Here is a 12,066-nt window from a genome sequence, read left to right as displayed (position 1 = left end):
GACACTAGCAAATCACACAATACCCGGGGTCATCCGCCAAATTCTCTCCTGGATTCCGCCAAAAACCCAATTCGTCAATAAGCTCATCCGAGTTTTCAGGGCCCCAAACGCCAGCCGCATATCCATACATCCGTACATCCTTCCCATTTTTCCAATAATCCAAAATTGGGTCTACAAACTCCCAGGCCGCCTCCACTTCATCAGCTCGTGCATATAAAGTGGCGTCTCCCTGCATGGCATCCAACAAAAGGCGTTCGTATGCTTCCATCACATAGGTTTGAGCCAAACTGGAATAGTAAAAATCCAAGTTGGCACGCTCTACTTTAAAGCCCTGCCCGGGGACTTTAACCCCAAATTTCATCAGAATTCCTTCGTCCGGCTGAATGCGAATAATCAACTTGTTATCCTTACTGTTTACCCCGGAATCCTGAAAAATTTGATGATGTGGCGTTTTAAAGTGTATGACCACTTCTGTTACCTTGGTAGGCATACGTTTGGCGGTCCGCACATAAAAGGGAACCCCCTGCCAACGCCAATTGTCCACATAGAATTTTATCGCAGCATAGGTTTCGGTGGTGGAATCGGGATCAACACCGTCCTCTTCCCGATATCCCTTCACTTTTTCACCATTGATCTCGGAAGCCACATACTGCGCCCTAATGGTATTGTCCCAAAGCGTTTTTTCATCCCGCATAATGCGAAGGGATTTTAACGCCTTTACCTTCTCGTTCCGGATTTCTTCGGGTTGGTCCCCGATAGGAGGTTCCATTACCACCAAGGATACTATCTGCAAAAGATGGTTTTGGAACATATCGCGTAAGGCCCCGGATTTATCATAATAACCCCCTCTCTTTTCCACCCCAACACTTTCTGCATTGGTTATTTCCACATGATGGATATAGTTCCTGTTCCAGAGCGGCTCAAAAATGCTGTTGGAAAATCGGGTGACCAACAAATTCTGTACGGTCTCCTTTCCCAAATAATGGTCAATCCTATAAATCTGTGGTTCGGTAAAATATTGGTGCAACCCTTCGTTCAGTTTTTTGGCGGTTTCCAAGCTGTATCCAAAAGGTTTTTCCACAATCAGTCTTTTCCAACCATTGTTTTGGGTGCTCATTCCGGCTTCCGCCAAACGGTGGGCAATGGTCTCATATAAGGTAGGTGGTGTAGACAGATAATAAATAATATTTCCGGAAGTGTCATATTCGGCCTTCAAGGCCTCTACCCTTTTCCTAAGGTTGGCATAGTCTGTATCGTAGGTGGCACCAAGGTCCTCATAAAAGAAGCGGTTCGCAAACCCTTGAATGTAGTTCTCCTTCAAATCCTCCAATTTCTCCTTTAAATAAGGGCTTTCGTAAACAACCTTTTTTCTAAAATCCTCATCCGACATGTCACTTCTACTAGCCCCTAGGACCACAAAGTTTTTGGGCAATTGTTGGGCGACATATAAATTGAAAAGGGCCGGCACCAGCTTTCTGGCGGTTAGGTCTCCCGAAGCCCCGAAGATCACAAGAATTTGATTTTCTGTCTTTTTCATGGTATCACAAATGTAATCGCCCTTCTTTTTACAATAAAATGGCCGTAAAATAACGATTCCATAAAAATGTTTTAGCTGACCATTTATTTTTGAGCATGACGAATATAACGTTTATTTTAGGTTCGTAATTGGAGAGTCAACTTACTTGCTGTTGACATAACAAAAGACATCAAAAAAGAAAGAAAAAATGGCGGACACATACGATTTTGGCCTCGTGGGGCTTGGAGTGATGGGAAGGAATTTTATCCTGAACGTAGCAGACAATGGTTTTACGGCTTATGGCAATGACCTGGATGAAGAAAAGGTAAACGCCCTAATTTCTGAAGGAGGAGATACTTCCAAAGTAAATGCCAGTACAGATGCCAAAACCTTTGTTGCCGCACTAAGTACCCCTAGAAAAATTATGCTTTTGGTTCCTGCGGGAAAAGTGGTGGACATTGTAATTGAAAGCCTACTGCCCCATTTGGACCAAGGTGACATTATCATTGATGGTGGAAATTCATTTTTTACGGATACGGACAGACGGGAGGCCTATCTCAAAGAAAAAGGCATAAACTTTTTTGGGGCCGGGGTTTCCGGGGGCGCGAAAGGAGCCAGAAAAGGACCTAGCATCATGCCAGGCGGGTCCCGGGAAGCCTATCAATATGTAAAACCTGTTTTTGAAGCGGTCTCTGCAAAATACAAAGGCGAGCCCTGTGTGGCCTATTTAGGACCAAAATCGGCGGGGAATTACGTAAAAATGGTCCACAATGGCATTGAATATGGGTTGATGCAGCTAACTTCAGAAATCTATGACCTTTTGAAAAAAGCCGGAGGCCTGGACAATGAAACCTTGCACCAAACCTTTGCTTCTTGGAATGCAGGACGACTGCAATCTTTTTTGGTAGAAATCACCTCTCAAATTTTTGCGCAAAAGGATGATTTGGGAGACGGGCATTTGGTGGATAAAATACTGGATAAAGCCAAACAAAAAGGAACCGGAAAATGGACCTCACAGAATGCCATGGACTTGGGAATTCCGGTTCCCACCATAGATATTGCGGTAAGTATGCGGGAGATTTCAGCCTTAAAGAACGAACGTTTGGAGGCCGATAAAATCTACGACCGACCCACTCCGGAGTCGGTGGTCAAAGATTCTTTGGTGGGTAAAGCGGAACAAGCGCTCTATTTCTCATTTATTATGACCTACGCGCAAGGAATGCACCAATTGGCCGATGCCTCCAACGAGTACGGCTATGAACTTCAATTGGGTGAAATTGCCAAAATCTGGCGTGCTGGTTGCATCATTCGCGCAGCATTGTTGGCCGATATTACCGAGGCCTTTCAAGCCGATGCCGGGCTTAGGAATCTCCTACTCTCTCCATCATTTGTGCCAAAGGTGAAGGAAACTGTGGGCGCGGCCCGCGAGTTGGTGGCCTACGGAGCTACCAATGGTATTCCACTTCCTGGTCTTTCCAATGCGCTGACTTATTTTGATGCGTATACCAGTGGAAGATTGCCCTTGAACCTTATTCAAGCGCAACGTGACTATTTTGGCTCCCACACCTACGAACGCCTGGACCAAGAGGGAATTTTCCATACGGAATGGGAGGATTAGAATTAAAGTAAAAAACATGCCGGAGGATTTCCTTTTTGTATTCCTATGAACAGACTCACCCGCATTACCTCCATATTGATCAAGCTGCAGTCCAAAAGCACCATAACCGCCCAAGAAATTGCGGACGAGTTTGATGTAAGTCTGCGAACCGTGTACCGAGATGTGAAAACACTTCAGGAGGCAGGGGTTCCCATAGGCTCGGAGGCGGGCATCGGGTACTTTATGGTTGATGGATATCGCCTACCCCCAGTTGCCTTTATAGAAGATGAGGCCAATGCCCTGGTTACCGCGGAAAAATTTGTACTTCAAAACATGGAAACTTCCTTGGTGAAAAATTACCGCTCCGCCCTTACCAAGATCAAAGCTGTGCTCCGAACTTCCGAAAAGGATAAGGCAGCCCTTTTGGAAAGCCGGATAAGTCCGGCACGGCAATTCAATAAAAATGAAAACTCCTCTTATTTGGCGGAGGTACAAAAAGCCATTACCTCTTTTGAGGTGATTGAAATTTCATATCGCAACCTGCAAGGGTTGAGCACCCAGCGAAAAGTTGACCCTTTAGGGCTGTACTTTACTGAAAACCGATGGGTAATGGTGGCTTATTGTCGTTTGCGGAACGACTATAGGGACTTTCGTTTGGATAGGATTTTAGTCTTGAAACCCACCGAGATAAAATCTGGGAAAGCCATTACATTCAACCTGCAGGAGCATTTTAAAAAAAGGGGCGAAAAATATTCTTAAACCCTACTGACATACCCTTGTCATAGTCCAGATTTAATTTTGTTTTCAAATGAAAAACAAGATAAAACATGGACAAAAATCATCACATTTTGGAATGGGCCCCATTCACCATCAAAGAAGGAATCACCGAACAAGAGCTGTTGCAGGCCTCCAAAGCTTTGCAAACCGATTTCTTGGAAAAACAAAGCGGGTTTATCCGTAGAGAGCTTTTGGTTCAATCCGACAGGAACTATATCGATATGGTTCTTTGGGAAAATATGGAAGCAGCGCATGGCGTAATGGAAAAAGTGAAGGATAGCGCGGCCTGTTCAACCTATTTTGCACTGATGGAGGAGGCCGATACCTCCCAACCTGAACAAGGTGTTTCGCACTATCAAACGTACGCTCAGTATTAGGTAAGAAGCCCCTTTTCTGGGGCTTTTTTTATCCTCAAAACCAATTATTAATAAAAAATTCCTGAAGATATTTGCGTAACCGAACGATTACATATATATTTGTAACCAAACGGTTACTCAAAAATGAGAAGAGATGTTTTTCAGGCCATAGCCGACCCTGTACGGAGGGACATCATTCAGCTATTGGCAAAACAGGAACTAACGGTAAACGCGGTCGCTGAGCAATTCGATGTGAGTAGACCGGCTATTTCCAAACACTTGAAGATTCTGGAAGAATGTGGTATTATAACTTTTGACCAACAAGGTCGGGAGCGCTATTGCCTTATTCAGCCTAAAAACCTTATTCCAGCCTTTCTTTGGATAGACCAATACCGCAACCTTTGGGAAGAAAAACTGGATTCCTTTGAAAACTATTTAAATCAACTACAAAACAAAAAGAATGAACGATCCTAAGAACAGAACACTTAGCCTAGAACGAACTTTTGAGGCACCCATAGACCTTGTTTGGGAAGCTTGGACACAACCGGAACATATCGCCAAATGGTGGGGACCCAAAGGAATGGAAACCAAGGTATTGGAACACAATTTTGAAGTAGGCGGACAATGGAAGTATGCCATGACCATGTCCGACGGAAACAAATTTATTGCGGACGGAATTTATAAAGACATTGTTCCAAAGGAAAGCATAATATCCACAGCCAACTTTAAACCCATGACCGAAGGTGTGGAAATCCAGGCCATTTTTAAAGCAGATGGCGACAAAACCCATTTCACCTTTAATTGTGTACACCAGACCGAGGAATACTGCAAACAACAGGAAGAGATGGGATTTTACAATGGTTGGGGCTCCGTGTTTGACCGATTGTCGGAATTTGTAACATCATTATAAAACACTAAAACGGAGCAGCGCAACGCAGCTCTATTTGGTTACTTTTGGTTGGTAATCAACCTATTATCCCCTACCCTCTTTTCAAGAAACATTTGGAATTTCAAAAAAATAATTTACATTTGCAGTGTTCTAGTTATCTAACACACTATAAATGCTAACTGCAAACAACCTTTATTTCAACTACCCAACCAGTCGCCCGGTACTTAAGGCCATTAACCTGGAGCTTAAGCCGGGCAACATTTACGGGCTGTTTGGTAAAAACGGGGAAGGAAAGAGCACGCTGATCAAGATCATGACCGGATTGCTATTTCCAAAGGCAGGTAATTGTACCTTCAAAGGAAAACCTACCCAAAAGCGGGGCCCCGAGTTGTTGCAGGACATATTTTTGATTCCGGAGGAATTTGAGCTTCCATCTGTGTCCATAAAGGCTTTTGAATACATTAATTCAGTTTTCTATCCTAGTTTTTCCAAGGAGCAGTTCTATGGGCTTTTGGAAGAGTTTCAATTACAGCCTCGGCAACTCATTTCCACCTTGTCCTTTGGACAAAAGAAAAAAGTGCTCATCGCCTTTGGAATTGCCACAAATACCCAATTGTTGCTTATGGACGAACCCACCAACGGTTTGGACATTCCTTCCAAAAGTCAGTTTAGAAAGGTAATGGCGTCTTCGGTAGACGAGGGAAAATGCATTGTGGTTTCCACCCATCAGGTTCGGGACTTACACAGTTTGATCAATCATGTGATGATTTTGAACAACGCCCAAGTCATTTTTGATCATTCGCTGGATCAAGTAACCCAAGCCCTTTGGTTTGGAAGGGCCAGCAACCAAGAAGAAGTGATTTACTCGGAAGGTGCTTTTGGTGGTAAATCACTCCTCCAACGAACCGACCAGGACGAATCCGAGGTAGATTTGGAATTGCTCTTTAATGGCGTGTTGCACGAAACGCAAAAAATAAACCAACTCATAGATAAAAAAGGCCATGGTTCAAAGGTTTGATTTTAATAGGGTGAGACAGTTTGTCAAACGGGATTTAATACTCCTGCGTGGTACATTTAGCACAGGAATTTTTGTTGCCATTATCTTGGTTTTTCTGTTTTGCTTGTTCAACATGATGTGGGACAAACAATTGGGCTTGGAAGAGTTTTATGGGATATTTGCGCTTGTCTATTTGCCTTTGGGACTCTTGTTTACGTTCTCCTTGTTCCGGGAATTTGGCAACCCAAAAACCAATGCCTTATATCTGGCATTGCCGGTTTCCAGCTTGGAACGATTAGTGGCCAAGTGGCTTGTGTCAACCTTGGTTTACACCATTGTGTTTTCGGTGGTGGCCTTATTGATCGCCATATTGGCCTTGATTTTCGGCATAGTGTTATTTGGAGCCGATTTTAACGTGCCCACCTTGTTCTCTACATCCTATATCAATATTGTTGCAATATACCTGTTTGTACAACCTGTATTTATGGTTGGGGCAATGAGTTTTTCTAAAAATAAAATCGGAAAAACACTGCTGTCCTTGGGTATTGCCTTGCTGTGTTTTCTCCTTTTGAATTTTTTGTTGTATGCCATGTTCAACCACTCGCTTGGGGTGTTCGCAGAAGACGGGCTTGGTTCTGTTGCCTTTGGAAAGGCCAGCACCCAATTCTCAATTTTTGGCCAATGGTTCTATGGATTGATCTTTGGGCCACTTATGCTGGTAGTGGCCTATTTTAAAATGGTGGAAAAGGAGGTGTAGGATGGATTTTGATAATAGCAAACCTATTTATTTACAAATCGTGGATTTCTTTTATGAAAACATATTGGTCAAAGAATGGCAGGAAGGCACCAGAATCCCTTCCGTGCGGGAGGTGGCCATGATGGTAGAGGTAAATCCGAACACCGCAATAAGGGCGTTCAACCACCTACAGGATCTAGAGGTCATTTACAATAAAAGAGGAATTGGATATTTTGTTTCGGACAACGGCTATACCAAGGTTTTGGAGATTAAACGCCGGGAATTCCTTGAGCAAAATCTCCCAGATGTCTTTAAAAAAATGGGGCTATTGGGCATCAGCTTTGAACAATTGAAAAACGCTTACAACCAACACAAAAATGAAAAAAAGTAAACTACTTCTTGTTGGGGCCATAATCTCCATTTTTATTTTCATCTTGATTTTTCAGTTGGTTGTCCATCAAAATGTGAAAGACGTAAAGGCGAATAAAAAGCCTATGCAAATCCTATCGAAAAAACTGGAGCTTTCCGATTTCACCTCCCTTGCAGTAGCTGGAAGATTTCATATCTATTATGAGCAAAGCGAAGAGCAATCCGTTCAAATAGAAGCACCCGATTACCATTTAGATTCGGTTGTCACCAAGGTATCAAACAAGGTTTTGGAAATACATTCGGGCTTGGGTTTACAGAAAAAGGATAGTGTGGTTATTTATATTTCAGGCAAAGCTTTGGATAGTCTGGCCTTGATGCTCAGTCCTCATTTTGAAACCACCAATCAGATATCTGGTCGACGGCTTTACTTAGATTTTGGGGGCAATAGCTCTGCTAAATTGAATTTGAACTATGACACCTTGATTTATAAGAACACCTCCCTGGGTTCGATACAATTGAAAGGGGAAATCACAAATATTGAACTTATCGAAGACAGATGACCAATCAAAAAACATTTCGCGATTACTGACACCAGCTAATTTGCGGAAATCAATCAGCCATTATTCATCAATCAATCATCATTCATCAATCAAAAAACGAACAATTATGAAATCAAATCAAAAAATTGGAAGAATTGTAGGAATCACATTGCTGTTAATTATGGCATTGGGGATACCTTCGCTAGGCCTCAGGGGGCTTTCGTACTCCCTTTACATGGAACCTGACTTTTTAAAGTTGGTCCATGAAAATGCTGCCAGAACACGTATTGCCATTGTCTTAGATATTTTGGCAAGTGCCCTATGGGTTTTTATTGCTTGTCTCCTTTTTCCCAAAATTAAATCGTTCAAACCTTCCTTGGCTTTGGCTTTTTTTGGCCTTTGGGTCGTAAATTTTGGGGTTAGTATTTATGGTAACATCAGCAATTTATCCTTGCTTTCGTTGGCGGAATCATTTGTAAAAAAGAATGGCATGGCTCAAGAAATGTTAAATACGCTGGGCTTTCTTAAAATTGAGGACTATTATTGGTCCCATTTTATGGCCTTGATCACCTATGCATCAGCAGCTTTTGTCCTGTATTACTTTTTATTTCGGACAAAACTCGTCCCTAGATGGCTTTCCGCTTGGGGAATGACCGCCATTTCCCTAGTATTTTTTGCGTCTTGGGCCAATATTTTTGAAATGGACATTAGCTTTCATTTTTACTCCCAAAACGGCATCCACATGATTGCATTTATGGGATGGCTCATTGCCAAGGGATTTTCTAGTCCAAAAGGCTTGGAGCGCTAGTTTCATCAATTTCAACAATCAAAAAACAAAACATCATGATTACCAATTCAGAGGTGCTTACTTCGGGTAGGCCAAGCAGGCTACGTCCTGGAAAAATTTTGGAAAGAACCGTTCAAATTTGGTTTACAGTTGCCGTCATAGGACAGTGGATTTTTGCCTTTTACGTGGCCCTATTTTATGGTGGAGCTGCAATTGACGGGGATTTTTTGCGATGGAACAGGGTGTTACCGCACGGGTATGCAGAGGGTGAAACCATGGGAAATACCGCGGTGGCCATCCACTTGCTGTTCGCAGTGATCGTCATGGTCGGTGGACCTATGCAGTTTATTCCAAAAATTCGGAAATCCCTGCCGCGTTTCCACCATTGGAACGGTAGATTTTATATTGCCGCTGCCCTTCTCATAAGTTTAAGCGGAATCTACATGGTGATAACCAAGGGAACCATTAGTGGTTTGGTCGGGGATATCAGTGTCAGCTTAAACGGAGTTCTAATTTTGACCTTTGCCTATTTGGCCATTCGGACAGCGGTAAAACGGAATCTTTCCAGCCATCGAAAATGGGCACTGCGCCTCTTTTTGTCCATGGCGGGAGTTTGGTTTTTTAGAATTGGGCTGATGTTTTGGCTTTTCGTTCACGGAAAACCGGTTGGATTTGACCCTGAAACTTTTCGGGGTCCCTTTTTGGTATTTCTTGGTTTTGCCCAGTATTTGATTCCTTTGGCAGTTTTGGAACTCTATTTTTCAGCGGAACGAAGATCATCAACAAATGGTAAAATTGCCATGTCAATAGGGCTGATTCTTCTCACCTTGATTACTGCTTTGGGCACCTTTGCTGCCACCATGGGAATGTGGTTACCAAGGGTAAGTTGAGGGGTTCCTATTCTTTTGGAATAAAATCTATGTCGTTCGTCTAAAAAATCTGCATTTCTGCCCGTAGTATCTCCTTAAATTAAAAGTGATTGCTACTTTTGCCACTCTTAACCCCTTTACCCGAGAAATCCATGAAATTCAGATTTTCCCAAAGGTTTTATATTCTTTTTGTAATCGCCCTTACCCTTGTTGGTTGTGCCAAAGATGGTGTTAATGGCCTAGATGGAAGGGACGGTTCCAATGGTGTTGACGGAAACGATGGATCCGACGGTCTGAACAGTTTGATCAATACCATTATTGAGCAACCTGGTGAGAATTGTGCGAATGGGGGATTTTTGCTTGAAGCCGGTCAGGATGACAACGGAAACGGGGAATTGGATGCCAACGAAGTAGATACTTCGGAGTACTTGTGTAATGGGGACACATCGGGACTTCCTTATTTGACCTATGTATCTCTGATCAGTCAATCCGGAACGGACGACCCTGAAAGTTCAATTTTAGAGAATACCTTGGATTTAAACATCACATGGACCCGGGAAGCACAAGGAATGTATGTTGGCGACCTGGACAAGACCATAGACATCTCAAAAACGGTAATTTTCTATACAACTCCCACAACCCACACTGGGGTTAGGGGTGAAATTGTTGGAGACAACCAAGTGCGAATCGAACTGCAAAATGGCATCAATGCTTTTGCGGACAATTTTAGCAATTTGTCCTTTGAGCTGAGGGAATACGAATAAGTAATCCGCTTTTGTTGCCATGCTTTACAATTTTAATTAATAAACACCCTTTGAAGGTAGATAATGAGAAAGACAATTACTTTATTTAGCACAGTTCTAATTTTTCTTTTCACAGCAACAATGCTGGGACAAAACTCATTTCCAGCATCGGGTAACGTTGGTATCGGAACCTTGACTCCAGGCTATAATCTGGAGGTAATGGGCTCTATCAACGCATCGGAGCTATTTCTCAATGGAACACAACTTCAAAGTTCTCCATGGTCCATTGTTACAGATGATATTTTTTACAACATAGGTAATGTGGGCATTGGTACCAACACACCAGGGTATAATTTGGATGTAAGTGGATCTCTAAATGCAACAACAATATTCTTGAATGGCTCACCCTTGGAAAACCCCTTGTGGAATGCCAACGGGAACGACGCCTTTTACAACGCAGGCAATGTCGGGATCGGAACAAACACCCCAGGGTTTAATTTGGATGTAAATGGGTCTTTGAATGCCACAAGTATCTTTTTAAATGGCTCCCCTTTGGAAAATCCCCTTTGGAGTGCCAATGGGAACGACGCGTTTTATAACGCTGGCAATGTAGGTATAGGAACGAATACTCCAGGTTTTAATTTGGACGTAAACGGGTCTTTGAATGCCACAAGTATCTTTTTAAACGGTTCTGCATTGGAACAACCTGTGTGGAGCTTGAATGCCAGTGAGGCATTCTACAATGCAGGAAATGTGGGTATTGGAACCAATGACCCCAACTTTACATTGGATGTAGCAGGTACCTTGAATGCCACAGACATACTTTTAAATGGAGCTGCCTTGCCAAGCCAGGTTTGGAGTTTAAACGCTGATGAGGCCTTCTATACGACTGGCAACGTCGGTATCGGAACCAACGACCCCAACTTTACTTTGGATGTAGCAGGTACTTTCAATGCCACAAATATCCTCCTGAACGGAGCTGCATTACCAAGCCAGGTTTGGAGCTTAAACGCGGATGAGGCCTTTTATAATACCGGAAACGTCGGTATCGGAACAAATGACCCCGATTTCACATTGGATGTTGCGGGAACTTTGAACGCAACAAACATCCTTTTGAATGGATCTGCCTTGCCAAGCCAAATTTGGAGCTTGAACGCGGATGAGGCCTTTTATAATACCGGAAATGTCGGTATCGGAACCAATGACCCCGACTTCACATTGGATGTTGCGGGAACTTTAAATGCTACAAACATCCTTTTGAATGGATCTGCCTTGCCAAGCCAAGTTTGGAGCTTGAACGCGGATGAAGCCTTCTATACCGCAGGAAACGTTGGAATAGGAACCAACGACCCCAACTTTACACTTGACGTGGCCGGAACCATGAACGCAACCAATATTCTACTAAACGGATCCGCCATTGAGAGCTCGCAATGGGTGACTTCAGGAAACGATATTTCTTATACCACTGGGAACGTAAGCATTGGAACTACCAATCCCCAAGGCTATATGTTGGCCGTGGCAGGGAACGTTATCGCCGAAGGAGTTAAGGTGGAACTTGAAGGGGCTTGGCCAGACTTTGTTTTTGGAGAGGAGTTTAATTTGATGTCTTTGGAGGAAGTAGCTGATTATATTGCCAAAAACAGACATCTTCCAAACATTCCCAGTGCTAAGACTGTTGAGGAAAATGGGATAGATCTTGGTATCATGGATGCCAAATTGTTGCAAAAAATTGAAGAATTGACGCTCTACACAATTCAACAGCAAAAAGAAATTGATCGTCTTAAAAGTCTAAACGAAGTTTTGTCTCAGCAGAACAAAACCATCGACCTTTTGATGGAACGATTGGATAAACTAGAGCAAGCGGATAACAAAAATCCGAAATAAACCGCTC

14 protein-coding genes are annotated in these 12,066 nt (G+C 43.0%); 13 read left to right on the top strand and 1 reads right to left on the bottom strand.

The features are described 5' to 3' along the window. Window positions 1–4 precede the first annotated feature (4 nt). On the bottom strand, window positions 5–1,537 hold the full coding sequence (gene zwf, locus M3P07_RS03755; RefSeq protein ID WP_249968558.1) for a glucose-6-phosphate dehydrogenase: 1,533 nt from the start codon (window positions 1,535–1,537) through the stop codon (window positions 5–7). A gap of 187 nt (window positions 1,538–1,724) precedes the next feature. Between zwf and gndA the strand changes: the two genes are divergently transcribed. The 13 genes from gndA to M3P07_RS03690 all read left to right on the top strand — a co-directional run bounded on the left by gndA (window position 1,725) and on the right by M3P07_RS03690 (window position 12,059). Then, on the top strand, window positions 1,725–3,134 hold the full coding sequence (gene gndA / locus M3P07_RS03750) for an NADP-dependent phosphogluconate dehydrogenase (RefSeq protein ID WP_249968557.1): 1,410 nt from the start codon (window positions 1,725–1,727) through the stop codon (window positions 3,132–3,134). 45 nt (window positions 3,135–3,179) lie between these two features. Next, a complete protein-coding gene (locus M3P07_RS03745; protein WP_249968556.1) occupies window positions 3,180–3,872 on the top strand; it encodes a helix-turn-helix transcriptional regulator in 693 nt (230 codons plus the stop codon). A 68-nt stretch (window positions 3,873–3,940) separates the two neighbouring features. Then, the gene (locus M3P07_RS03740) at window positions 3,941–4,267 is read left to right on the top strand and encodes a hypothetical protein (protein ID WP_249968555.1); all 327 of its coding nucleotides are present in this window, start codon (window positions 3,941–3,943) and stop codon (window positions 4,265–4,267) included. A gap of 123 nt (window positions 4,268–4,390) precedes the next feature. After that, window positions 4,391–4,720 carry an ArsR/SmtB family transcription factor gene (locus tag M3P07_RS03735; RefSeq protein ID WP_249968554.1) on the top strand — a complete coding sequence of 110 codons (330 nt, stop codon included), beginning with the start codon at window positions 4,391–4,393 and terminating at the stop codon, window positions 4,718–4,720. Beyond that, window positions 4,707–5,156 carry an SRPBCC family protein gene (locus M3P07_RS03730; RefSeq protein ID WP_249968553.1) on the top strand — a complete coding sequence of 150 codons (450 nt, stop codon included), beginning with the start codon at window positions 4,707–4,709 and terminating at the stop codon, window positions 5,154–5,156. The genes M3P07_RS03735 and M3P07_RS03730 overlap by 14 nt, the downstream gene beginning before the upstream one ends. A 151-nt stretch (window positions 5,157–5,307) precedes the next feature. Continuing rightward, window positions 5,308–6,153 carry an ABC transporter ATP-binding protein gene (locus tag M3P07_RS03725; protein ID WP_249968552.1) on the top strand — a complete coding sequence of 282 codons (846 nt, stop codon included), beginning with the start codon at window positions 5,308–5,310 and terminating at the stop codon, window positions 6,151–6,153. Further along, window positions 6,137–6,889 (top strand): hypothetical protein, encoded by a 753-nt coding sequence (locus M3P07_RS03720; RefSeq protein WP_249968551.1) that lies wholly within the window; start codon window positions 6,137–6,139, stop codon window positions 6,887–6,889. The genes M3P07_RS03725 and M3P07_RS03720 overlap by 17 nt, the downstream gene beginning before the upstream one ends. A 1-nt stretch (window position 6,890) precedes the next feature. After that, the gene (locus M3P07_RS03715; protein ID WP_249968550.1) at window positions 6,891–7,259 is read left to right on the top strand and encodes a GntR family transcriptional regulator; all 369 of its coding nucleotides are present in this window, start codon (window positions 6,891–6,893) and stop codon (window positions 7,257–7,259) included. Next, complete coding sequence (locus M3P07_RS03710; RefSeq protein WP_249968549.1) at window positions 7,246–7,797, top strand: GIN domain-containing protein; 552 nt, start codon at window positions 7,246–7,248, stop codon at window positions 7,795–7,797. The genes M3P07_RS03715 and M3P07_RS03710 overlap by 14 nt, the downstream gene beginning before the upstream one ends. Before the next feature lie 106 nt (window positions 7,798–7,903). Then, window positions 7,904–8,584 (top strand): DUF4386 domain-containing protein, encoded by a 681-nt coding sequence (locus M3P07_RS03705; RefSeq protein WP_249968548.1) that lies wholly within the window; start codon window positions 7,904–7,906, stop codon window positions 8,582–8,584. 35 nt (window positions 8,585–8,619) lie between these two features. After that, entirely contained in the window at window positions 8,620–9,453 is an 834-nt protein-coding gene (locus tag M3P07_RS03700) for a DUF2306 domain-containing protein (RefSeq protein ID WP_249968547.1), read from the top strand. Between the two features lie 131 nt (window positions 9,454–9,584). Next, on the top strand, window positions 9,585–10,196 hold the full coding sequence (locus tag M3P07_RS03695) for a DUF7151 family protein (RefSeq protein WP_249968546.1): 612 nt from the start codon (window positions 9,585–9,587) through the stop codon (window positions 10,194–10,196). Window positions 10,197–10,316: 120 nt separating this feature from the next. Then, window positions 10,317–12,059 (top strand): autotransporter outer membrane beta-barrel domain-containing protein, encoded by a 1,743-nt coding sequence (locus tag M3P07_RS03690; protein WP_249968545.1) that lies wholly within the window; start codon window positions 10,317–10,319, stop codon window positions 12,057–12,059. Window positions 12,060–12,066 lie beyond the last annotated feature (7 nt).

Source organism: Flagellimonas myxillae (genome assembly GCF_023502235.1).
GTDB lineage: Bacteria > Bacteroidota > Bacteroidia > Flavobacteriales > Flavobacteriaceae > Flagellimonas > Flagellimonas myxillae.
Note: the sequence above shows the minus strand (reverse complement) of the source record. Positions and strands in the feature narration are given on the sequence as shown.

Bases quoted from the DNA above. Each gene is read 5' to 3' on its own strand.
- zwf (WP_249968558.1), bottom strand. From the start codon at position 1,537: ATGAAAAAGACAGAAAATCAAATTCTTGTGATCTTCGGGGCTTCGGGA.
- gndA (WP_249968557.1), top strand. From the start codon at position 1,725: ATGGCGGACACATACGATTTTGGCCTCGTGGGGCTTGGAGTGATGGGA.
- M3P07_RS03745 (WP_249968556.1), top strand. From the start codon at position 3,180: ATGAACAGACTCACCCGCATTACCTCCATATTGATCAAGCTGCAGTCC.
- M3P07_RS03740 (WP_249968555.1), top strand. From the start codon at position 3,941: ATGGACAAAAATCATCACATTTTGGAATGGGCCCCATTCACCATCAAA.
- M3P07_RS03735 (WP_249968554.1), top strand. From the start codon at position 4,391: ATGAGAAGAGATGTTTTTCAGGCCATAGCCGACCCTGTACGGAGGGAC.
- M3P07_RS03730 (WP_249968553.1), top strand. From the start codon at position 4,707: ATGAACGATCCTAAGAACAGAACACTTAGCCTAGAACGAACTTTTGAG.
- M3P07_RS03725 (WP_249968552.1), top strand. From the start codon at position 5,308: ATGCTAACTGCAAACAACCTTTATTTCAACTACCCAACCAGTCGCCCG.
- M3P07_RS03720 (WP_249968551.1), top strand. From the start codon at position 6,137: ATGGTTCAAAGGTTTGATTTTAATAGGGTGAGACAGTTTGTCAAACGG.
- M3P07_RS03715 (WP_249968550.1), top strand. From the start codon at position 6,891: ATGGATTTTGATAATAGCAAACCTATTTATTTACAAATCGTGGATTTC.
- M3P07_RS03710 (WP_249968549.1), top strand. From the start codon at position 7,246: ATGAAAAAAAGTAAACTACTTCTTGTTGGGGCCATAATCTCCATTTTT.
- M3P07_RS03705 (WP_249968548.1), top strand. From the start codon at position 7,904: ATGAAATCAAATCAAAAAATTGGAAGAATTGTAGGAATCACATTGCTG.
- M3P07_RS03700 (WP_249968547.1), top strand. From the start codon at position 8,620: ATGATTACCAATTCAGAGGTGCTTACTTCGGGTAGGCCAAGCAGGCTA.
- M3P07_RS03695 (WP_249968546.1), top strand. From the start codon at position 9,585: ATGAAATTCAGATTTTCCCAAAGGTTTTATATTCTTTTTGTAATCGCC.
- M3P07_RS03690 (WP_249968545.1), top strand. From the start codon at position 10,317: ATGCTGGGACAAAACTCATTTCCAGCATCGGGTAACGTTGGTATCGGA.